This window comes from Solibacillus sp. FSL W7-1436 (assembly GCF_038007305.1).
In the GTDB taxonomy this organism is placed as follows: Bacteria; Bacillota; Bacilli; order Bacillales_A; family Planococcaceae; genus Solibacillus.
Genome location: NZ_JBBOWV010000001.1, coordinates 1666305 through 1688340 on the forward strand (window position 1 = coordinate 1666305; position 22036 = coordinate 1688340).

21 protein-coding genes are annotated in these 22036 nt (G+C 39.2%); 12 read left to right on the top strand and 9 right to left on the bottom strand.

The genetic code is table 11. From position 1 onward, the window contains the following. Nucleotides 1-287: 287 nt before the first annotated feature. The 9 genes from MKX73_RS08370 (at nucleotide 288) to MKX73_RS08410 (ending at nucleotide 9246) form a co-directional block, all read left to right on the top strand. Entirely contained in the window at nucleotides 288-1640 is a 1353-nt protein-coding gene (locus tag MKX73_RS08370; protein WP_340717036.1) for a VanW family protein, read from the top strand. 14 nt (nucleotides 1641-1654) lie between these two features. Then, nucleotides 1655-3316 carry a GspE/PulE family protein gene (locus tag MKX73_RS08375; protein ID WP_340717037.1) on the top strand — a complete coding sequence of 554 codons (1662 nt, stop codon included), beginning with the start codon at nucleotides 1655-1657 and terminating at the stop codon, nucleotides 3314-3316. A gap of 11 nt (nucleotides 3317-3327) precedes the next feature. Next, nucleotides 3328-4371, top strand: a complete 1044-nt coding sequence (locus tag MKX73_RS08380) for a type IV pilus twitching motility protein PilT (RefSeq protein ID WP_340717038.1) — start codon at nucleotides 3328-3330, stop codon at nucleotides 4369-4371. Continuing rightward, a complete protein-coding gene (locus MKX73_RS08385; RefSeq protein ID WP_340717039.1) occupies nucleotides 4368-5576 on the top strand; it encodes a type II secretion system F family protein in 1209 nt (402 codons plus the stop codon). Before MKX73_RS08380 ends, MKX73_RS08385 begins: the two co-directional genes overlap by 4 nt. Before the next feature lie 90 nt (nucleotides 5577-5666). Further along, entirely contained in the window at nucleotides 5667-6101 is a 435-nt protein-coding gene (locus tag MKX73_RS08390; protein ID WP_340717040.1) for a pilus assembly FimT family protein, read from the top strand. A 116-nt stretch (nucleotides 6102-6217) separates the two neighbouring features. Continuing rightward, nucleotides 6218-7195, top strand: a complete 978-nt coding sequence (gene pilM, locus MKX73_RS08395; RefSeq protein WP_340717041.1) for a type IV pilus biogenesis protein PilM — start codon at nucleotides 6218-6220, stop codon at nucleotides 7193-7195. After that, nucleotides 7192-7782 carry a PilN domain-containing protein gene (locus MKX73_RS08400; RefSeq protein WP_340717042.1) on the top strand — a complete coding sequence of 197 codons (591 nt, stop codon included), beginning with the start codon at nucleotides 7192-7194 and terminating at the stop codon, nucleotides 7780-7782. The genes pilM and MKX73_RS08400 overlap by 4 nt, the downstream gene beginning before the upstream one ends. After that, the gene (locus tag MKX73_RS08405) at nucleotides 7779-8462 is read left to right on the top strand and encodes a potassium transporter (RefSeq protein ID WP_340717043.1); all 684 of its coding nucleotides are present in this window, start codon (nucleotides 7779-7781) and stop codon (nucleotides 8460-8462) included. Before MKX73_RS08400 ends, MKX73_RS08405 begins: the two co-directional genes overlap by 4 nt. 31 nt (nucleotides 8463-8493) lie before the next feature. After that, a complete protein-coding gene (locus tag MKX73_RS08410; protein WP_340717044.1) occupies nucleotides 8494-9246 on the top strand; it encodes a prepilin peptidase in 753 nt (250 codons plus the stop codon). Nucleotides 9247-9300: 54 nt separating this feature from the next. Here the strand turns inward: MKX73_RS08410 and MKX73_RS08415 are convergent, their stop codons facing one another. The 9 genes from MKX73_RS08415 to MKX73_RS08455 form a co-directional block, all read right to left on the bottom strand. Beyond that, a complete protein-coding gene (locus tag MKX73_RS08415) occupies nucleotides 9301-9525 on the bottom strand; it encodes a hypothetical protein (protein ID WP_340717045.1) in 225 nt (74 codons plus the stop codon). Nucleotides 9526-9612: 87 nt separating this feature from the next. Beyond that, on the bottom strand, nucleotides 9613-11004 hold the full coding sequence (gene fumC / locus MKX73_RS08420; RefSeq protein ID WP_340717046.1) for a class II fumarate hydratase: 1392 nt from the start codon (nucleotides 11002-11004) through the stop codon (nucleotides 9613-9615). A gap of 553 nt (nucleotides 11005-11557) precedes the next feature. Continuing rightward, the gene (locus MKX73_RS08425) at nucleotides 11558-11869 is read right to left on the bottom strand and encodes a hypothetical protein (protein WP_340717047.1); all 312 of its coding nucleotides are present in this window, start codon (nucleotides 11867-11869) and stop codon (nucleotides 11558-11560) included. A gap of 106 nt (nucleotides 11870-11975) precedes the next feature. Then, complete coding sequence (locus MKX73_RS08430; RefSeq protein WP_340717048.1) at nucleotides 11976-12536, bottom strand: DUF1273 domain-containing protein; 561 nt, start codon at nucleotides 12534-12536, stop codon at nucleotides 11976-11978. 75 nt (nucleotides 12537-12611) lie between these two features. After that, a complete protein-coding gene (locus tag MKX73_RS08435; protein WP_340717049.1) occupies nucleotides 12612-13814 on the bottom strand; it encodes an ornithine--oxo-acid transaminase in 1203 nt (400 codons plus the stop codon). A gap of 67 nt (nucleotides 13815-13881) precedes the next feature. After that, entirely contained in the window at nucleotides 13882-15045 is a 1164-nt protein-coding gene (locus MKX73_RS08440) for an MFS transporter (protein WP_340717050.1), read from the bottom strand. A 112-nt stretch (nucleotides 15046-15157) separates the two neighbouring features. Beyond that, nucleotides 15158-15991, bottom strand: coding sequence for a MerR family transcriptional regulator (locus tag MKX73_RS08445; protein WP_340717051.1), 834 nt, complete (start codon nucleotides 15989-15991; stop codon nucleotides 15158-15160). Nucleotides 15992-16109: 118 nt separating this feature from the next. Then, nucleotides 16110-17294 carry a YbfB/YjiJ family MFS transporter gene (locus MKX73_RS08450; RefSeq protein WP_340717052.1) on the bottom strand — a complete coding sequence of 395 codons (1185 nt, stop codon included), beginning with the start codon at nucleotides 17292-17294 and terminating at the stop codon, nucleotides 16110-16112. A 148-nt stretch (nucleotides 17295-17442) separates the two neighbouring features. Then, on the bottom strand, nucleotides 17443-18717 hold the full coding sequence (locus MKX73_RS08455; protein ID WP_340717053.1) for an L-lactate MFS transporter: 1275 nt from the start codon (nucleotides 18715-18717) through the stop codon (nucleotides 17443-17445). 804 nt (nucleotides 18718-19521) lie between these two features. Here MKX73_RS08455 and MKX73_RS08460 point away from each other — a divergent pair. The 3 genes from MKX73_RS08460 to MKX73_RS08470 are packed head-to-tail and all read left to right on the top strand — an operon-like array spanning nucleotide 19522 to nucleotide 21940. Beyond that, nucleotides 19522-20133 (top strand): flavin reductase family protein, encoded by a 612-nt coding sequence (locus MKX73_RS08460; RefSeq protein ID WP_340717054.1) that lies wholly within the window; start codon nucleotides 19522-19524, stop codon nucleotides 20131-20133. Nucleotides 20134-20152: 19 nt separating this feature from the next. Beyond that, nucleotides 20153-21262 (top strand): mandelate racemase/muconate lactonizing enzyme family protein, encoded by a 1110-nt coding sequence (locus MKX73_RS08465; protein WP_340717055.1) that lies wholly within the window; start codon nucleotides 20153-20155, stop codon nucleotides 21260-21262. After that, entirely contained in the window at nucleotides 21263-21940 is a 678-nt protein-coding gene (locus tag MKX73_RS08470) for a GNAT family N-acetyltransferase (RefSeq protein WP_340717056.1), read from the top strand. Nucleotides 21941-22036: the final 96 nt, after the last annotated feature.

Sequence of the window (22036 nt, forward strand, 5' to 3'; positions counted from 1 at the left end):
GTCCTTAAGTAATATTTTATTATGTAATATTTAAATATTAAGATAGTATATTTATGTAATTTAAATAGTAAAAAATGATTACAAAAATAAAATACACAAAAAATACAAACCATATATAGTCATAAAGTAATCTTTGTTGTATTATATAAATATTAGCATAAAGGAAACACTTGGTAAAATAAAATCGTTTTTGCTAAAATTGGTGGTACAGATGTCACTAATTTTTTGGTAATTATTACTTATAAAATAACATTTTAAAATAAAAAATATTATTATGGGGTGAACGCATGAGGAATATTATTAAATTAATAGGTCTATTTACCTTATTTTCTATAATCCTTGCTATATGGGTACCACGCTTCATTGCTAGCCCTATTGAATCATCTGTTATGAAAGTCAAAGGTCCTACAATAGCCGGAATAGAAGTCGGCGATATGAACAGCAAGGAATTAGAAGTTGTGTTAACAAATGCAGTTAATGATTGGTATACCCACAATTTTATTGTTTCAGGTGGAGGTAGTTCGATTGAACTCAGTTCTTCTACATTCCAATTTGATATAAAAAGTACAGTTAATAATTATGAAGAGAATTACCGCAAACCATGGTATAAATTTTGGTCAGGTGAAAAAACGGTTCATCTTCCATTAAATATACTTCCAAATGAAGTTGTAAAAGATGAAATTAGCAATATTTCAATATGGGATACGGATTCAACTTATGAAAAAGTGTTGCTAAATGCTTCTTATTTAAAAAAAGAGGAAGTTGAAGCGATAGTCACTGATTTATCAACAATACAAACAGAGCGTATTTCATTATCAAGTGAGACAATGCCAGAGAGTACAATGGGAATAAATGAACTTGTACTTGCACTGAATGATACAGTAGTTGAGCCGAATATGGATTTTTCAATGATTAATCAATTAGGGGACGCGATTAATTTGTCAAATCGTGAGGCCATCAATTTTATTGCTTCCAATCTATACAATGCAGCTCTTAATAGCAATGGCAAAATTATAGAACGCCATTCTCAAAATAAAATTCCTTCCTATTTTAGCCCTGGTCTAGAAGCGAAGGTAGATGTATTGGCAGGTAAAGATTTGAAATTTGCCAATACGCTAACAACACCTATCTTATTAAAGTTGTCAATGGACGGTGAAAAATTATTAACAGAAATTTATACGTCGCGCAAAGAGGCCGAGGTTTCTATATCAGTAACACGTGATGAAACGGTACTGCCGCGTACGATCACTCGCTATTCAAGTGATCTGTCAACCGGTCAAAAACAGCAAATTCAGGAAGGTACAGAGGGGTTGCGTGTATCTGTGTACCGAACAGTTTATGGTGAACAACAGTTAGTAAGCCGGGACTATTATCCACCGGTTAATCGCATTGTTGTAGAATCACCTCCACAAAGAGAAGGACAAAATACTTGGGATAATACGAGTGATGAAGAACAAGATCCGATTGATTTAGATGGTGATGGATTCCCTGATGAAGATTTTACCGGGGGAGATACAATTAACGATGAACAAAACGCCAATTCTAATACTCCAAATGAAGAAACAGGCAATACATATGGAGATGAAAATCTACCGCCGGGTAGCTATTACGATAAAGGTGGGAATTTAATAACTCCATAGTAGGAGGTGCAACTATGAAGGCATCAAGAAAACGCTTAGGAGATCTGCTCCTTGAAGCAGGGGTAATTAGCGAGCAACAGTTAACGTATGCACTCGAAAATAAAAGTCGTGATGAAAAATTGGGCGACTTTTTTATTAAAGAAAATGTACTTACCGAGCAACAGCTTATTGAAGTGCTGGAGTTCCAATTAGGTATTCCCCACATTACATTGAATAAATACGCAATAGACCCGGAACTATTACAGCTTGTGCCGAGGGAGCTGGCAAAACGCGTTAACATTATGCCGGTACGTCGTGATAAAAACAAGTTGCTAATAGCGATGTCTGATCCAATGGACTATTTTGCCATTGAAGAAGTCCGTATGGCGACTGGTTGTCAAATTGAAACAAGTATTGCTGCAAAAGATGATCTATACCGGACTATTACTAAATATTATGATTTGCAGGCTTCAATGGATGCTGCTTTATCAGAAGTAGAGGTAAACACTCCCGAAGTTCAACAGGAAATTACGGATGAAGATTCTCCAATTGTAAGATTAGTCAATCAAATTATTGCTAATGGTGTTGCCCAGCGTGCATCGGATATTCATTTTGATCCGCAGGAAACAGAGTATAAAGTCCGTTACCGTACCGATGGGATATTGCGTACAGAGAGATCACTGCCAAAGCATATGCAAAATATGATGACGGCCCGTGTAAAAATTATGGGTGGTCTTAATATAACAGAAAATCGGATTCCGCAAGATGGACGTTTTAAAGTGAACATTGAATTTAAACATATTGATATTCGTCTTTCTACATTGCCTACAGTATATGGTGAAAAAATCGTTATGCGTATTTTGGATGTCAGTAATGTTGCAACCGATATTTCACAATTAGGGTTTACAAAGAAAAACAAAACACTGTTCCAAAAGATGATTGAAAAACCAAATGGCATTGTGCTTATTACTGGTCCTACAGGTTCAGGTAAATCCTCGACTTTATATGCAGCACTCTCAAACTTGAATGATGAAGAAGTAAATATTATTACGATTGAAGATCCAGTTGAATATCAGCTTAACGGCGTTAACCAGATTCAAGTTAAAGAAGAAATCGGTTTAACGTTTGCTACCGGTTTACGGTCTATATTACGTCAAGATCCGGATATTATTATGGTCGGGGAAATCCGTGATACAGAGACAGCACAAATTGCAATCCGTGCATCGCTGACAGGACATCTTGTTTTGAGTACATTGCACACAAATAATGCGGTAGAATCCGTGTCACGTCTGCAAGATATGGGAATTGAACCATTTTTAATTTCTTCTTCACTTGTCGGTATAATGGCCCAGCGTCTTGTACGCCAAATTTGCAGGGATTGCAGTACGGAAATCGAGCCTTCGAATCGGGAAAGGGAAATTTTCCAATCGAATGGATTTATGGTAAATAAACTTCGAAAAGGTCGAGGTTGTGCGGCATGTGGAAACACAGGATACCGTGGTCGACTTGCTATTCATGAATTTTTACCGGTAGACCGTGAGTTAAAGGAATTGATTTTAAAACATGCAAGTAGTTATGAAATGGGCGACTATATGAAGAAAGCAGGACATCATACATTATTGCAGGATGGCTTATTGAAAGTGCTAGATGGTGTAACAACTACTGAAGAAGTACTAAGGGTTGCAACGATTGATTAGGAGGGGGCGAGATGACAATGAACATACAGGATTTATTACGACGTGCATATGATGAAAAAGTATCTGATTTACATGTAACAATCGGCATTCCTCCAGTTTACCGTGTAAATGGTCAATTAAAACAGTTTGGTGATGTAAACGTAACTGCAGAAATGGTTGAACAGATGATACATCAAATATTACCCGAATATAAATTATCGGAGTTTGAAGAAAAGGGAGAAACGGATTTTAATTATTCGTTGGAAGGACTTTGTCGTTTCCGTGTCAATGCCTATCATCAACGAAATGCGGGTGCAATTGCCGCGCGTTTAGTTTCAAGTCAAATTCCAACGATTGAATCTTTGAATATGCCAAGAGTCCTCTATGATATGTCGGAAAAGCCTCAGGGACTCATTTTAGTCACAGGTCCTACAGGTTCAGGTAAATCAACTACTTTAGCCGCAATGATTGATTATATTAATGAAACGAAATCAAAGCATATTATAACTTTAGAAGATCCAATTGAATATTTACACTCGCATAAAAAGTCGGTAGTGAATCAGCGCGAAATTGGTATTGATACAAACTCGTTTGCCAATGGGCTACGTGCAGCACTTCGTCAGGATCCAGATATTATTCTAGTCGGAGAAATGCGGGATTTAGAAACGATTTCAACAGCAATTACAGCAGCAGAAACCGGACACTTAGTTTTTGCGACACTACATACATCGAGTGCACCAACAACAATTGATCGTATTATCGATGTATTCCCGCCCCATCAGCAAGGTCAAATCCGTATTCAACTTGCGAATGTACTGCAGGGGATTATTTCACAGCGATTGTTCATACGTAAAGATGCTGCAGGTCGAGTTGCAGCAACAGAAATTTTAATAGGTGTTCCAGCGGTAACTAATTTAATCCGTAATGAAAAAGTCCATCAAATTCCTAGTATTATGCAGACAGGTCGAGCGTTGGGAATGCACACATTAGAAACTTCAGTACAATCACTTGTTTCATCTGGTCAAGTTTCATTGAAGGAAGCCAGTTCATTTTTGAACGTTGGTGAGTATAATTGACGGTTTTTAAATATGTAGGAAGAACAAAGATGGGGGCAACACAAAAAGGAACAATCGATGCCGTAAGCAAAGCGGCAGCAATTACGAAACTCCGTGAAAAAGGAATTAACCCACGTGAGATTGAAGAATCAAAAAGCATCTGGCACAAAGAAGTTAGCTTAAGCAGGGGAAAAGTGAAAACACAGGATTTTGTAATTTACTGCCGTCAGTTTGCAACACTAATTCGTGCAGGTGTATCACTAGTAGAAGCGACTAATATTTTAGCTAAACAAGCAACGAGCAAACCTTTAAGAAGAGCACTTGAAAAGGTGGAAGAGGATATTCGTTCCGGTATTCCTTTTTCAGACTCAGCAAAAAGTCATCCAAAAGTGTTCCCGGAGCTTTTCGTTAATATGATGAAATCCGGTGAAGCAACAGGGAATATTGATGAGATACTTGAACGTCTAGCAAATTCTTATGAAAAATCATTCCGGCTAATTAAAAAGGTGCAGTCTACATTAACTTATCCTGCAATGTTACTAATACTGATAGTTGTTGTTGTGTTTTTTATGCTCGTTTTTATCGTGCCTATGTTTGTTGAGTCGTTTGAATCAATGGATGCCGAACTGCCGATGCTAACTGTCGCAACCGTTGCGTTAGGGCAATGGCTAAGGCAATTTTGGTGGTTGCCGATTTTTATTTCCATAATCGGTATTGTTGTATTCCAATATTTATACAGAACTAATAAGAAGTTTAATTATATGGTGCATTACATGATGTTGAAATTGCCGATATTCGGTCCACTTTTACAGAAAAGTGCAATTGCAAGATTAACTCGTAATCTATCGTCTTTATTCAGCAGTGCGGTCCCTATATTACGGGCATTAACAATTTCGGAGGAAATTTTGGGCAATCCGGTTATCGGAAAAGTAGTTTTGGATGCCCGTACTAGCCTTGAAAAAGGTAGTACATTAACCGAGCCATTGGAGCAAAGCTGGATTTTCCCTCCGATGGTTACGAGTATGACAAGAATAGGCGAATCTACCGGTTCACTTGATTATATGCTGGAAAAAATTGCAGACTTTTATGAAGATGAAGTTGAACGCAATGTCGATACGTTGAAGTCACTTATCGAGCCTCTGATGATTGTTATATTAGCAGGAGCAGTTGGACTTATAGTAGCGGCTATCTTCATGCCGATGTTAAGTCTCTATGAAAATATATAAAAGGAAAATAGACGTTTTGCAAGGGGGCATCAAAGGGGTACAAAGCGTCAGTGCAAAAGAAAATATAGAAAATTAAAAGGAGGATTTAATATGTTTAAAACATTAAAGAAACGTATTAAAAATGAAAAAGGTTTATCTTTGGTAGAGCTATTAGCGGTTATTGTTATTTTAGGTATTATTTCAGCGATTGCTGTTCCAGCGATTGGGAGTATTATCGAGAATACAAGAGATAAGGCAATTCTTTCAGATGCTGCTGGATTACTTGCTGGAGCGAAAATTGCAATTGCGGATGGTTCATGTGGTGTAGCTGCTGGAACCGACGGAATAATTACTTGTGATAATGATATACTAGGAGATGTGTTTGAAGGTACATTAGCTGCTAACGATCAGGTTACTTACAATACTACTAGTAAGGTATATACTATTACTTATGGGGAATTAGGTAATATTAAGAATACAGATAAATTTCCAGTTACGGGGACTACTATTTCGAGTTCTGAATTAACTACGTTGATGGGACAATAATCATCCTCTACAGAACACCCAATTTAAAAGTGATTGGGTGTTCCATTGGTCGATGATTACGCTAGATACAAGCTAGAATACAGAAGTCAAAGTATAAAGGGGGAGGGTATTCCTCTATGTTCAGAATGAAAAAGAAATCGCATATATTGCTCATTTATAATGACTATGTTGTTCGGGTACTTGTTTCTAAAGGGGAAAAGCTAGAGCAGCCAATTATTAGTGAAATTGCATTGCCAAGAAATGCCGTGCAAGAAGGAACAATTATCGATGAGATGATACTGTTTGAATTAATAAAAGCAAATGTTCAAAACTGGGGCGGTAAAAAGCAAAATGTTCGTTTTCTAGTGCCGGATACATCGGTACTGTTGAAATCTTTTGAACATCCACCTGATGTGAACGGTAAAGATCTGAAAGAATTTGTTCAGATGGAGCTAGGGCGGTCAATTCATTTACCTTTTCAGGAACCGTTGATTGATGTGTACGATTCGATAGAGGGTGATGGAAAAGCAAAATTATTTGCTGCACCTCCTGATGAAGTAGGAAAAATGATTGGATTACTGTTGGACAATCATCTCCACCCGCAAGTTGCGGATATCCGTTCATTATGTAATTTACGCTTGCTCGAGCATATAGGATTTATCGATTCGAATCGTACATACTTACTGACAGACTGGTCGTTTAATGAATTATCGATTTGTATTTATTCCAGCGGAGAGGTCGAGTTTTTACGCTTCCAAACAATTGAAACAGCCGCTGAAAATTGGAAACAGGAAGTGCTTGATAATAATGAAGTCCATTTTACTTATACAGGTGATTTGGATAGATTCCGTGTTTCTGCAACAGATCAAGTTCTCGAAATTGATCGTATGATGAACTTTTTTAAATTCTCTCTTCACAAAGGAGAAAAGGAAGTCGATGAGATTTTAGTTATGGGGGATCATCCCTTACTTCCTACAATCGAAGCGCTTTTACATGACAATTTACAGACAGCTGTCCGAATTGTTGATGATAGCGTAATTGAAAGCTATTTCCCAAACTGTAAAGCAAAGCATGCGACATTGTTGGGACTTGCTTTGAAGGAGGTTAATGAATGATACCTAATATTAACCTCATGCCTAAAATTGAAAAGGGTCCGACCAGTTTAAAGTTTGCATTTATTTTAGTTGGAATATTATCAATGTTAACAATAGTAATATTGACTTTACTTTATTTTGGTGCAAAAGAAGAAATAGTTGATACCACGTCAACACGTGATACATTAATTGCAACACGCGATGAATTACATAGGAATGTTTCATCCTTGGATACGCAAAATCAAGGTTCTTTACAGGAATCAGTAACATTTGTTGAACGTGTTTCATACCCAGTAACTCCGATTATTAATGAAACCAAAGATTTATTGCCAACCGATACGTATTTGCGTTCCTATGAATTTTCAACAACAAGGGTCGCATTGATTGTAGATTTGGAGACATTAAACGCCGTTTCTATTTATGTAAGTAATCTTAAAAAGAGCCCTTATTTTAATGATGTTAAAGTGGGGACAATCGAAGCGTTTGAAATCGATTCGATGAATGAAGAACAACAGGAGCCACAGTTTGCTGATGTTCCTCGCTATGAAATAGAAATTGAACTTACTATTAATGAAGAATATATAGCTGCTGGAGGTGACGAACAATGAATTCCATCTCAAGCAGCAAAAACGGAACGCTTTTACTTATCATCGCTTTAGCGATGGCTATGTTATTTGCACTCTACTCTTTTGTTGTAAAGCCGAAGCAGGAAGAAGCACAATCGATTCGAACAGAAATCAATTATTTAAATACAGAAATTAAATCGCTTGAGCAAAATTTGGCAGACAGGCAATCACAGTATTCGGAAACGGATGTAAATGAATTTATGTTACGCAAAAAGGTTCCAAATGACAGGAATATTGATTCGTTAATTTTATCTATAGAAGAAATTGAGTATGTGACAGGTTCACAGATTCGGCGTATTGAATTTAATAATTATGATACGCTTGTATCGAATTCAAACTTATTAAACTCTACCGAGAACTCTGAAGATGATGAAAGCCAGGGAATATTAGACGAGCTCCAACAAACTGAGGAATTACCTGTGTCTACCATATCCGAGGAGCCATTGCCACAGTCATTGAAATTAGTCACATTTATTATCGAGGTTACATCACCAAATGAAACAAGCCTGCTACAGTTCATCAAAGAAATTGAACAAATAGAACGGATTATGCATATTGACAGCATTGATTTTGATCTTGCTGGTGAAGAAGAGCAGCTTTTTGAAGATACATCAGAAGTGGTAACAGCAGAAGTCCAAGTCACTACTTTCTACTACGAATAACAAAGGCAGGTACAATTAAGGAGCATCTAAAATGGAGATTATGTATACAATATTTGCGGGGATTTTTGGATTGGTATTTGGCTCATTTTACAATGTAGTCGGATTACGGGTACCGAAAAAAGAGTCGATTGTGATACCGCCGTCTCACTGTGTCCATTGCAATCGACGTTTAAGCGCTTTTGAACTCGTACCTGTTTTTTCGTACATATTTTTACGAGGGAAATGCCGGACATGCGGTGTGAAAGTATCGCCGATTTACGCGTTTACGGAGCTTGTAACAGGACTGCTGTTTGCGTTTGCTACATGGCAGCTCGGCATCACATGGGAATTGGCAGTAGCTTTACTGTTTATTTCACTATTGGTCATTATAAATGTTTCGGATATCGCGTACATGCTTATTCCGGACAAAATTCTATTGTTTTTCCTGCCGTTTCTAATCATTGGTAGAATTCTTTCGCCGCTTGATCCGTGGTGGGATAGTATTATCGGCGCCGCAATTGGATTCTCAATTTTACTGCTAATCGCCATTATTTCAAAGGGCGGAATGGGCGGCGGGGACATTAAGCTGTTTTTACTGATTGGATTAGTGTTGGGAACGTTCAACACGTTATTAACCTTATTTTTAGCTTCGGTGATTGGGATGATTGTCGGTATCGTCATTTTGAAAGTCCGCGAGAAAGGGCGCAAAACCCCTGTACCGTTCGGACCATCAATAGCCATTGCAGCAATCATCGTATACTTTTACGGTGATGAGCTCATCGATATGTATTTAAACTTACTATAACGTTAAAAAAGGGGTGCCCTGAATTTATTTTCCGGTCATCCCTTTAAATATGTCTTAATAATCTATTATCACTTTTTCGAATGGGTGATTAGTCAGAAGCTCATATGTTGCAAGTTCCACTACCTTTTCCACGGTATCACCTAAAACTAATATGCGGTAGTTACCAAAATCTTTATAATAGGCATCTGCTTCTACATATTTGGTTTTTTCACTCTGTATATTTCTGCGAATATTTACGACAATTTCATAACCATCCTTTATAAATTGAATTTTACTCAATAAAAAACAACCTCCTCAACAGTAGTTTATTACCGGATAAAAGTAATTGACTAAACTTGTTGGAAGGTTGTGTAGGATCGCTAAAAATTATTCAGCATTTGGATAAATCATCGTTTTCGGATCGACATAACGGTCAAATTCCTCTTCTGTTAAAAGACCTGAAGCAATGGCAGCTTCTTTTAAAGTTGTGCCTTCTTTATGCGCTGTTTTTGCGATTTTTGCTGCATTTTCATAACCGATATACGGGTTTAACGCAGTAACAAGCATCAGTGAATTTTTCAGGTTAGCATCCAGTACTTCCATATTCGGCTCGATACCGACTGCACAATTATCGTTGAATGATTTCATCGAATCGGCCAACAGTCGTGCTGATTGCAGGAAGTTGTAGATGATGACCGGCTTGAATACGTTCAATTCGAAATTACCTTGTGATGCTGCGAAGGCGATTGTTGCGTCATTGCCGACAACTTGTGTCACGACCATTGTCATCGCTTCGCTTTGTGTCGGGTTTACTTTACCCGGCATGATGGATGAGCCTGGTTCGTTTTCGGGAATCGTGATTTCACCGATACCAGAGCGCGGACCGCTTGCCAGCCAGCGTACATCATTCGCGATTTTCATTAAATCCGCTGCCAATGCCTTCAATGCACCGTGCGCTGTCACGACTTCATCATGACTTGTCAGTGCATGGAATTTGTTTTCCGCAGATGTAAATTCAATGCCTGTCAGTGTGCTGATTTCCGCAGCTGTGCGGGCACCGAATTCCGGATGGGCGTTAATACCTGTACCAACAGCAGTACCGCCAATCGCAAGTTCCTTCATGAACTGTGTATTCACCATAATCATTTTTTCGCATTTTAGGAGCATATGGTGCCAGCCGCCAATTTCCTGGCCTAATGTTAGCGGTGTAGCATCCTGTAAATGCGTACGGCCGATTTTAATAATATCGTTAAATGCCAATGCCTTTTCTTTCAATGTCGCCTGTAACAGCTTTAAGCGCGGCATTAAGTAGTTCTCTACGATTTCGACTGCAGCAATATGTAGTGCAGTAGGGAATGTGTCGTTCGAGCTTTGGGATTTGTTGACATCGTCATTTGGATGGACTTTTTCATCCGAGCCAGCCGCCGTCAGCTTTTCATTCGCCAGGTGGGCAATTGTTTCGTTCACATTCATGTTTGTCTGTGTACCGCTGCCTGTTTGCCAAACGACTAGAGGGAAGTGTTCATCCCATTTGCCTGCAAGAATTTCGTCGGCCGCTTCCACAATCGCATTTTTTTTCGCATTGGATAGTTTGCCCAATTTATTATTGGCAATCGCCGCCGCCTTTTTCAGAATGGTCATGGCGCGGATAATTTCGATTGGCATTCTTTCTGTGCCGATTTGGAAGTTTTCCTTGCTTCGCTGTGTTTGTGCACCCCAAATTTTGTCTACCGGTACACGAACTTCACCTAAAGTGTCTTTTTCAATACGGAATTCCAACTAAATCATCTCCTTTAATATATGTATACCCAATTTTTCATGAAAAAATGGCAAATCGTGTGAGGGGATTTGCCATTCTTTCAGGAGAAAAGATCAATTACGCCTCGGCGTAATTGTGTCCAGATTTTTTTGAGTTTACTCAAAAAGTTCCCTTTAAAAATCTGTGACATCCGCCGGAGGCTTACCTTCATTCAGCGGGCATTTGAAACGCCTGCTGAATCCAATAGAACAATCATTCACCACCCACGAACAGAGGAGAGTGTTTTCTACTGAATGAAGATAAATGCGTTATCTTTTCGAAATATGAGAAAAGTAATTAATGAGTTTCGAATCTGAACTGGGGGGAACAGTATCGAAAAGGTTTTACTAACTTACAGTGATAATGATAATCTTTATCAATTAGAAAGTCAATAGTTTTACTGATAAATTTTTAGAAAATTCATTTTACTAAATCCCTAATATGTAAAACAACGCCTAAAGTACCGGACCGCTCAGGTTACTTTAGGCGTTGTTGTTTTTGGTATTCACTTAGGAAGTCATCCCTTCAATTTTGTTAAACGATTTTTACATAAAAATCCCGGCCATTTGTCAGTTCAGGAATTTCTATATTTTTTTCGTTCTTATAATAGTCTGAAATAATATTTGCAAAGCTGGCATAGCCATTTAATAATGTGCCTGGCTTAATCTCTTTTGCGATATTATGGAACTCGAAATAGTGAAGTGCATCATCGCTCAGACTATATAAAATTCTTTCGATATCTGCGAGGGGAATGTTGATGCCTCTAGTATAACGGCATTCGCGCTTATAAGTGTGGTGCGCGATATTTATTGGTGTCGTCTCATTGATCATTGTCAATTGGTTCATAATTTGGCCCCCTTAAATAGTAAAATATAATTTGTTTAATATATTATACCCCAAAACGAACAGCTGTAATCAGAAAATTTACTAAATTTAGATATTTGTAAGTTTTTTACCAATCATCTCCTTGCTGCATTTCCTCAGCCACCATTTGTAAATCATAAGCATTGATCATCAGCAGCTCGTATTCCTCATGCTGCTCTATATACTTTTGGATGAGGCGAAGCACATATTTTGGAGACCCTTCATTTTCTTCATCGTAGACGAGCAATGTCGCATCCGTATTATCGATAATGAACTTGTCCTTTTCGATAAACTGCCATGGCGCTTCATATGGACGCTTCGTCACGCTTGTCACAAAATCGGCCTTACTTACTATATGCATATAAGTCTCTTGTTTATGCTCGTTCCAATTTTTTTCCTGTTCCAAGAAGGGGGTGATAATGGAATATTTGAGTTCGGGGTAGTCGTTTTTAAGTTCCAGTACAACTTGTGCCGCCCATGTTTCAATACCTTGCTGGCCGCTGATCACGACCCATTCCAGCCCATCTTCTATAAGAATGCGCAGCTGGTTTTCCAGCGCCTTTTTAATAACCGGGACACCGGGATGCTTGTCATTGAATATTCCTAGTTCATGTGGACGGTAGCCCGTAATATAAAGTGATTTCATCATTAGTCTCCTTTACTTAACCATCAATAAAATAAGGGCACTATGCATAACACAGCGCCCTCTTAATATATATACTATTTATTCACCAAAAACAGCTTTAATCTGCTCGATTGCCCAGTCCAGGTCTTCTTTTGAAATGATTAGCGGTGGGGCGAAGCGGATTACTGTGTCGTGTGTTTCTTTACAAAGTAATTTGCGTTCTGCTAGTTTTTCGCAGTAGGGGCGAGCTGATTCGTGAAGCTCGACGCCTATGAAAAGACCGCGCCCGCGAACTTCTTTGATTACCGGGTTCTCGATTTCCTGAAGCTGTGCTTTAAAGTAGTCGCCAAGCTCCAAAGAACGCTCTGTCAGCTTTTCATCCAATAATACATCGATCGCTGCAATCGATACGGCACATGCAAGCGGGTTGCCGCCGAATGTCGAGCCGTGTGAACCTGGATTGAACACACCAAGGATATCATCGTTTGCGACTACTGCTGAAATCGGGTAAACACCGCCGCCAAGCGCTTTACCTAAAATATAGACGTCTGGTGTAACATCTTCCCATTCACAGGCAAACAGTTTTCCTGTCCGGGATAAACCTGTTTGAATTTCATCTGCAATAAACAGAACATTATTTTCTTTACATAATTTATAAGCTGCTTTTAAGAAACCTTCAGTCGGGATGATGATGCCTGCTTCCCCCTGAATCGGCTCGACGATAAATGCCGCTGTATTCGGTGTTATGGCTTCTTTCAACGCGTCTATATCGCCGTAAGGAATTAATGTGAAGCCTTCCAGCATCGGACCGAATCCGCGCTTATACTCCGCTTCCGAGGACAGCGAAACTGCAGCCATTGTACGGCCGTGGAAATTGCCGTTACAACCGATAATTTGCGCTTTGTTAGCTTCGATGCCTTTTACTTCATATCCCCAGCGGCGGGCTGTTTTAATGGCCGTTTCGACAGCTTCAGCGCCTGTATTCATCGGCAGCACCATATTTTTGCCCGTTAGCTTACTGACCTTTTCATACCACACGCCTAATGTCGCACTATGGAAAGCACGTGACGTAAGTGTCACCGCATCTGCCTGATCTTTTAATGCCTGGATAATTTTCGGATGGCGATGACCTTGGTTTAAGGCAGAATACGCGGAAAGCATATCTAAATAACGGTTGCCTTCAGGGTCTGTCACCCAAGAACCTTCTGCTTTTTCGATTACGATCGGAAGTGGGTGATAGTTATGCGCCCCGAATTTTTCCGTAGTTGAAATAAGTTGTTCTGATTTTGATTTAGTTGTCATGATGAAATCCTCCTTAAGCAAATTTACTTGTAAAACAGATAAATCCATTGCAAAAGACAGAAAAAATTTACATATACGATGCAGGTTTCTTCCAAATTAATGTTAACAGAATACCGAAGAAGATGACAACCGTTGCAAAGTAATATGGGTAGTTAATATCAATATCGAATAACATCCCGCCTAAAATCGGACCGAAAATATTCGCTAAACTTGTGAACATCGAGTTCATGCCCCCGACGAAACCTTGTTCATTGCCGGCAATTTTTGATAAATAACTCGTAACGGCAGGACGGAATAAATCGAAGCCGATGAAGACGATACATGTAACAAGTAAAATAGCAAAATATGAACTGACAACAGTCATTAAAAATACGAGAATGCCCGATAAAATCAAGCTGTAGCGAATGAGTTTAATTTCTCCCCATTTTTGTGCAAGCCGGTCAAACAGCACTACTTGCGCAACTGCTCCGAAAATCGCGCCACCTGTAATAATGATTGCGATATCCATAGGGGTAAACCCGAATTTATGATCGACAAACAGACTGAAGAACGATTCGAAAGCCGCGAGTCCAAATGATGCGACAAAAATTAAAATAAATGCGATCAAGTACATCGGTTCTAAAATGCGTTTGAATCCGGATGTTTGAACAGGTGCATTTTCCATGTTTTCCGCATTGCGTTCCGGTTCACGCAGTAAAATAATCGATAAGATTGCTGCTGTTGTACCGAGCGCTCCTGCAAAGTAGAAAGGCACACGAGTACCGAAATCGGCTAAAAATCCGCCGATGCCGGGGCCGATAATGAAACCAGTACTAATTGCCGCACTCATGTAGCCAAGTGCTTTTGGACGTGTTTCCATTGTCGTAATATCCGCAATAAAGGCCGTAACAGCAGGCATAATAAACGCCGCACTGATCCCTCCTAATACACGGGAAATGAAAAGAACTTCTATCGTTTTCCCTAAACCGAATAGAAATTCCGAAATACCGAAAATAAATAATCCGAGGACGATCATAATTTTACGTCCATATTTATCAACCGCTTTACCAGCGAGTGGTGAAACAATCAGTTGTGCAATTGCGAATGCTGCTGTCAAATAGCCGATAACTTGGCCGCTTAACTGCAGTTCATTCATTAGAGTAGGGAGTACCGGGATAACCAAACCGATTCCTAGAAAGGCGATGAACAGGTTTAATAATAGTAACCCTAATGTTATTTTATAGTCTTTCATTTTTATTGCTCCTTATTAAGTTGTGAAAAAATCGTTAATCCGCACTTCTTAACATAAACCCTACAGTAGCTATAGAGTCAATAGAACTGTTTTAAGTAAATGTTAAATTTAGTTAAAGCAGCTTAATCTTTAATTCCACGATGAACTGGTCCTCTTCGTTTGGAGAATAGTTAAGAGGCATGAAGATTTCATAGACAACCGGAACAACCTGTAAATGCTGCTCTTCTATATAATGATAAAGCTTTTGGTATTGGGTTAAATACGTGTCCCGTTCAAAAATAAATGCAATACATACGTAGCGTCCTGCAGGTATCGTTTTCACGTCCATATCAGTTGTTAAATGGGTAATATACCGGTCTGTAATGAGCGGTGTAAAAACATGACTGTAATGCAGTTCATCCAGGCTGTCGTATTGCTCGTAAGGAAAAATACATCCGTACCGATTGCTCAGCAGGCTATTTTCAACTTCCAATGTTTTAATCAAGGAACTGTAGTACGTATTGGGAATATAGTACGGTGTCAGTTCATTTGTTTTAATCGATAAAATCCTTACCGCCTCTTCATTTTTGAAATAGACCGTATCCATCACATCGATTGCGAGCTGTTCTTCCATCTGCCTTTTCGTTTTATATAAGGACTGCTGAATTTCGTACATGCGATTCATCTGCTGTTCAATGACACTTTCCTGCTGCTGCAAAAAGGAGAGAAGTTCGGCAGGGGTAAACTGCTGCGCTGCTTTAATTTCCTCCAATGAGACACCGATATACTTCAATGATTTAATGATGTCCAAATGATAAAATTGTGAGTCTTTATAGTAGCGGTAATTTGTTTTAGGATCGACATAGGAAGGTTTGAATAAGCCGATCTGATCATAGTAGCGTAATGTTTGGATAGAGATATTCGTCAGTTTGGAAACTTCGCCGATTGAATAATGTTTTTCTTCCATAGGATGTCCTCCGAAGTACAATGTTACCGGTATCGTAACATTTATGGGGGATGGGGGTAAATTATTTTGGAGAACAGAATAAATCACACCCCGGTGTTGCATGAGGCGTGATGTACATTCAATATTCCATATCCGCAGTCAGGTGAACAGGGCTTTTCCTGCTGTAGAAATACCCGACGAGTAATAATACAAGTGCAAGTGTAACGGTCCCGCCTGCAAACAGCAGAGGGGCTTTAAACGTGCGAAAATGAGTTTCCAGACGGGATGCAATGACCGGTCCGATAATTTGTCCGATAGCATAGAACGTAGTCAGTATCGATACGACATAGTTGCTCTGCTTTGGAAACAGCTGTCTGGAATAGGCAGTCGACATTGTTACAAGCCCGACAAACGTAAAACCGAACGACATCGCCGATACGAGTACACTCCATGCCGATTGTGATAAAACAGGAAGCAGAATGCCAATAATCTGCAAGGTATAGGCTGTAGACATCATTGAAACCGGAGAGAAACGCGACATGCATTTCATCCAGATCGGTGCTGACGGAACAGCAGCCAGCCCGGCCAGTACCCAACTGTATCCGGCATAGGCACGCAATGATTCAATATTATAAATAATATCGACCAAAAAAGTACCTGTAATAATATAACCGAGTCCTTCCAAGCCATATGCGATGATCAGCCATGGCATAAATCCGCGCCAAATATTATTGTCCGCAGACTTTGGTTCCTTTATATGATTGGCAACGCTTAAATGACGCCATAAAAAAATTGTCGTTGCTAAAAATAAGACGGATAATGCACCAAGACCAATCCAGGAACCTTGCCAGTGAAAGCTTGCTTCGAAAAATGGTACAAAAAGTCCCGATAACGCGATACCCAATCCAACTCCGCTAAACAAATAGCCGCTCCACCGGGTTAATAAGTTTGCCGCTAAATAATCCATTACAATACTTGATGTCAGAACAAATATAAAACCGCTTGTTAAGCCTGCGATAAAACGCAGCACGATCCAGATTGAATAAGATTCAACCAATCCCATTAAAATGATGGAGAACACATTCAGAAATACGTTCATTAATAGGAAGTTCTTTTTTGATTTGTAAACAAAGCCGGCTCCTAATGCCCCGATGAAGTAACCGATATAATTGCTTGATGCGAGCCAGCCGCCCTGTGCAAACGATAAGTTTTCATCAACACGCATGAAAGGCAGAACCGGTGTGAAAGCAAAACGGCTAATCCCCATTGCAACAGCTAAAAATAAAATGCCCCCTAAAATAACACTGAAATGTTGACGGTTCATGAACATCCCCCCTAGAAAAAACATCCCTTACAGTAATTGTAACACTCTTAAATTCAAGAGTAATAGAGAAAATACCCGCAGAAATAAGAGGAAAAAGAAAAGAGATGAAACAGAAGTTGGTTACTTCCGTTTCATCTCTATATAATCCTTATGAATGAGCAGGTGCTCCCTGTTTCCCTTTGTTGTTGGCACTTGCTTCTTCTTTTGCACGCTGTTTTTTCATTTTGTTTAAATCTGAACGTAATAGTAAAGAAATACCTAATGAAATTGCGATTAAGAAGCTGAATAAATAGAATACTGGAATATAGCTGTTTGTCGCTTCGTGAATTGTTGATACGATAATCGGACCAAAAATACCACCAAGTGACCATGTTGTTAATAAATAACCGTGAATTACGCCAAGTTGCTTCGTACCGAATAAATCACTCGCGAATGCTGGTAAGTTCGAGAAGCCACCACCGTAACAACTAACTACTAAGAAAATGAACAGTTGTAAAAGAAGTGCATTTGTCGTAAATGGTAATGTAATAAAGGCAATTAATTGAATCGTGAAGAAGATCACGAATACGTTAGAACGCCCGATATAATCTGAACCAGCCGCCCATAGTAAACGACCGCCACCATTGAATAAGCCCATTAAACCAACCATTGTCGCAGCAGCGGCTACTGATAAGCCGGCAATTTCCTGAGACATTGGCGAAGCAACGGAAATCATCATTAAACCAGATGTAACGTTAATTAAGTGCATTGCCCAAAGCATCCAGAACTGTTTCGTGCGAACAGCTTCGCGTGCTGACATTTGAGCGATTTCCTGTGTTTTTGCTTTACCTGTAGCGACAGCTTCTTCTACTTCACCTGGCTTAGGTGGAGCGATGTAAAGTGCGCCAATCATCATTAATACAAAGTAACTAATACCTAAAATAAAGTACGTATTTGAAATTCCTACAGCATCCATTAGGTTTACAGCAACCGGCGCTGTAATTAAAGCACCTGAACCGAATCCTAATACAGCCATCCCTGTCGCTAAACCACGACGATTAGGGAACCATTTAACAAGTGTTGATACTGGAGCGATATAACCGATCCCCATCCCAAGACCGCTTAATAACCCGTAAGTTAACCAATATAAGACAACCGAATCCATAGCGATTGCAATCCCTGCGCCACCTTGACCTAAACCAAAGAGTACTGCGGCAACCATTGCTGCTTTTCTCGGTCCTAATTTTTCTACTGTACTACCAAATAGTGCTGCAGCAAAACCTGCTAACCCCATCATAATTGTAAATGCGATTGTAATTTGTGATGCATCCCATCCAAGCTCAGAAGCGATTGGATTTTTATACACACTGTATGCATAAGCTCCACCGATCGAAAGGTGAATAGCGATTGCTGATGCAGCAATTAACCAACGATTCTTTTTCAAAAATATTCCCCCTCACACAAAATAAATATCGGTTATACGACATTTTTCTACTTGAAGTAGTTATGTCTAAAGTATGAACGTCCATGTACATTAACTTAACACTAACTTATTATTTTGCGCAAGTAGAATTTTTCAAAAAGAATTATCTCGAAAAAACATATATTTCTCTTTTGAGTAATAAAATTGTACTTAAAGTAAATATTTTTCGATGCTAAAAAGGCGTTGTAACGTTGTTAAATCAAGGGTTTGCGAGGTTTGAGTGTTAGTTCAATATAACAATATTTATTCAAAAGGATAATATTGTAAAATATAATAATTTCTATTTTAATAACGAAAAACACTTAGTTGTGCATATTATTTCTATCAAATGCAGATAAGAAATTAAATGAAAATACTTTTGAACTCATAATATAACAGTTACTAATACACGCGGAATTTACTGGGAAAATGATTTATGCATTGATAAATCAATGTTTTGATTAAGTTTTCGCCTCAATAGCTGAATGTTATTTTGATTTTAAATAACTTTGGTCAAACTGTTTATAACAGTTTGGATGAAATAGAATTTTTGAAGTTACGCTAAAGAATTATGTTTAAAAAAGAAAAAAATTCGAGTGCTGAAAGAGATTTTTATTTCGGTTAGTGTAATAAAGCCTGTTAAAATGGGCTTAAAATAACATAAAAATTGGGATTGGAGGGATATGTATAAAAATACTTGCCTCTATTTAAATTGAAATAAATTAATTGACGTGCTACGTTCTGTTCTCTAAAGTCAAATTAGTGATAAGAAAAGAGGCGAAATTTATGAAAAAAATAGATCCGAAACAATTATCCGAACGTGAAAATTATAAGTTTTTGATTGGATCCATTATTCCAAGACCAATTGCTTTTGTCACATCTGTTTCTGAAGAAGGTGTCGTAAACGCAGCACCATTTAGTTTCTTCAATATAGTGTCTTCAAACCCACCGATGATTTCGGTAAGTATCCAACGAAAAAGAGGGGAGAAAAAAGATACTGCAAGAAACATTATTGAAAAAGAGCAATTTGTCGTTCATATTGTCGATACTGAAAATGTAGAGCAAGTAAATGAAACAGCAGCTAACTTGCCGTCAAATGAAAGTGAAGTAGCAGTTGCGGGAATGTCATTAGTAAAGAGTGAAAAAATCGATGTTCCGGGTGTAAAGGAAGCAAAAGTCCGACTGGAATGTGTCCTTGAAAAAGCGCTGGAACTTGGCGGCGATGATGAAACGCCAGGCTGCGACCTGATCATCGGAAAAGTCGTATACTATCATATAGAAGAAAGTCTGTATGAAAATGGTCGGATTGATCCGGAAGGACTTGGCGCAATCAGCCGTTTAGCCGGAAATGACTATGCAAAAATTGGTGCGCAATTCACAATTGAGCGCCCGCAGTAATGAAGGAGAGCAAAGAAGAATGCAAATCAAATCAATAGAATTATTTAATATCGAGTTACCATTAATTGAACCGTTTATCGTGAGCTACGGGACTTATCCGCACATGCCATCGATTATTGTGAAGATGACTTCGGAGTGCGGTTTGGTCGGCTGGGGTGAGGCAGTCCCGGATGAACACGTGACAGGCGAAACATTGGAAGGCACGTATGCTGTATTAAAACATACGCTTGCACCAGCAATGATTGGGGAAAACCCGATGAATTTCGAAAAAATCCATGCCAAAATGGATGCGCTCATATACAGTGCGCCGGCTGCCAAAGCGGCAATTGATATCGCCTGCTTTGATCTGACAGGGAAAAAGCTTGGAGTACCTGCCTATCAATTAACAGGCGGGCGTTACTATGAAAAGTTCCCGATTACACATGTGCTAAGCATCGGTACACCGGAAAAAATGGCAAATGAAGCGGCAGAACGTGTAGAAATGGGGTACAACTCATTCAAAATGAAGGTCGGTCGCGATGTAGCAAGTGATGTTGCCCGCATAAAAGCAGTACGTGAACGTGTAGGCAGTGAAATCGCGATTCGCGTTGATGTTAACCAAGGTTGGGTAAACAGTTCAACAACGATGCAAGCAGTTCGTGAGCTGGAGAAATTGAACATCGACTGGCTCGAACAACCGGTACGCGCGGATGATATTGACGGCATGGTTGAGATTAAATCGAAAACATCAATTCCTGTCATGATTGACGAAGGATTACGCGGTGTACGTGAAATGCGTGAAATTATTGCAAAGCGTGCAGCGGACAAAGTGAATATTAAATTGATGAAATGCGGGGGAATGTATCCTGCAATGAAGCTTGCCCATATGGCGGAAATGGCGGGAATTGAATGCCAAATCGGTTCAATGGTCGAGTCTTCGGTCGGTTCTGCAGCCGGTTTTCATGTAGCCTTTTCGAACAAAGTATTTACGAGTGTGGAATTAACAGGACCGTTAAAATTCTCAAAAGATATCGGAAACCTTCAATATAATGTCCCGTATATTCAGTTGAATGAACGTGCAGGTTTAGGGGTCGATGTCGATGAGGCTGTTTTAGCGGAATTAACACGTGATCATAGTGTGGTGCAGTAAATGATTACGTCAGGATTTTTAGGAAATGAACGATATGAAGTTTATTTATTGGATGAAACACATATTCCGGAATTGGTTACTTTGCAGCAGGAAGTTGTCAATGCATTGCCGGACAAAGCAATATTGCAGCCGCTCGATAATGACGAACTGAGCTTTATTTTAAGCGGGAACGGACTGATGATCGGGATTTTCGTCGAAGAGAAACTAATCGCATTCCGGGCATTGCTGGAACCGATGATCGATAAAGAGCATCTGGGCTATGATATTGGCTTGGAAACAGAGGAAGAACTGCGAAAAGTGCTGTATCAGGAAATTTCCAATGTGCATCCGGATTATCGTGGTTACGGTTTGCAGCGCACAATGGCGGACATCATTATGCAGCAAGTGGATGAATCGAAGTTTAACACTGTTTGCGCAACGGTCATGCCGGGCAATATCGCAAGTTTGAAGGACAAGTTTTCGCAGCATATGCATATTGCAGCATTGAAGCTGAAGTATGGCGGGAAACTGCGCTATGTATTTATGAAGTCACTTCCTTATAAAGGGCATGAGTGGACTGAAGAACAATTTGTCCCGATGAAAAGCACAGAAGCACAGCAACAGCTTCTAAAATCCGGCTTTATCGGTATCTCGATGAAAGCGGATGGGGCGGACTGGCTTATTCAATATGTAAAATAATAAAGGATGTGGCGATAATCAGTTCGCCACATCCTTTATCGATTTAATTCCGTCCATGTCGTATGAATACTCCTTTAAATATCGTTGTCGTCAAAG

Excerpts from the sequence above, each read along its gene's own strand:
- MKX73_RS08370 (WP_340717036.1), top strand. The coding sequence starts at position 288 with ATGAGGAATATTATTAAATTAATAGGTCTATTTACCTTATTTTCTATA.
- MKX73_RS08375 (WP_340717037.1), top strand. The coding sequence starts at position 1,655 with ATGAAGGCATCAAGAAAACGCTTAGGAGATCTGCTCCTTGAAGCAGGG.
- MKX73_RS08380 (WP_340717038.1), top strand. The coding sequence starts at position 3,328 with ATGACAATGAACATACAGGATTTATTACGACGTGCATATGATGAAAAA.
- MKX73_RS08390 (WP_340717040.1), top strand. The coding sequence starts at position 5,667 with ATGTTTAAAACATTAAAGAAACGTATTAAAAATGAAAAAGGTTTATCT.
- pilM (WP_340717041.1), top strand. The coding sequence starts at position 6,218 with ATGTTCAGAATGAAAAAGAAATCGCATATATTGCTCATTTATAATGAC.
- MKX73_RS08400 (WP_340717042.1), top strand. The coding sequence starts at position 7,192 with ATGATACCTAATATTAACCTCATGCCTAAAATTGAAAAGGGTCCGACC.
- MKX73_RS08405 (WP_340717043.1), top strand. The coding sequence starts at position 7,779 with ATGAATTCCATCTCAAGCAGCAAAAACGGAACGCTTTTACTTATCATC.
- MKX73_RS08410 (WP_340717044.1), top strand. The coding sequence starts at position 8,494 with ATGGAGATTATGTATACAATATTTGCGGGGATTTTTGGATTGGTATTT.
- MKX73_RS08425 (WP_340717047.1), bottom strand. The coding sequence starts at position 11,869 with ATGAACCAATTGACAATGATCAATGAGACGACACCAATAAATATCGCG.
- MKX73_RS08430 (WP_340717048.1), bottom strand. The coding sequence starts at position 12,536 with ATGATGAAATCACTTTATATTACGGGCTACCGTCCACATGAACTAGGA.
- MKX73_RS08435 (WP_340717049.1), bottom strand. The coding sequence starts at position 13,814 with ATGACAACTAAATCAAAATCAGAACAACTTATTTCAACTACGGAAAAA.
- MKX73_RS08440 (WP_340717050.1), bottom strand. The coding sequence starts at position 15,045 with ATGAAAGACTATAAAATAACATTAGGGTTACTATTATTAAACCTGTTC.
- MKX73_RS08445 (WP_340717051.1), bottom strand. The coding sequence starts at position 15,991 with ATGGAAGAAAAACATTATTCAATCGGCGAAGTTTCCAAACTGACGAAT.
- MKX73_RS08450 (WP_340717052.1), bottom strand. The coding sequence starts at position 17,294 with ATGAACCGTCAACATTTCAGTGTTATTTTAGGGGGCATTTTATTTTTA.
- MKX73_RS08460 (WP_340717054.1), top strand. The coding sequence starts at position 19,522 with ATGAAAAAAATAGATCCGAAACAATTATCCGAACGTGAAAATTATAAG.
- MKX73_RS08465 (WP_340717055.1), top strand. The coding sequence starts at position 20,153 with ATGCAAATCAAATCAATAGAATTATTTAATATCGAGTTACCATTAATT.
- MKX73_RS08470 (WP_340717056.1), top strand. The coding sequence starts at position 21,263 with ATGATTACGTCAGGATTTTTAGGAAATGAACGATATGAAGTTTATTTA.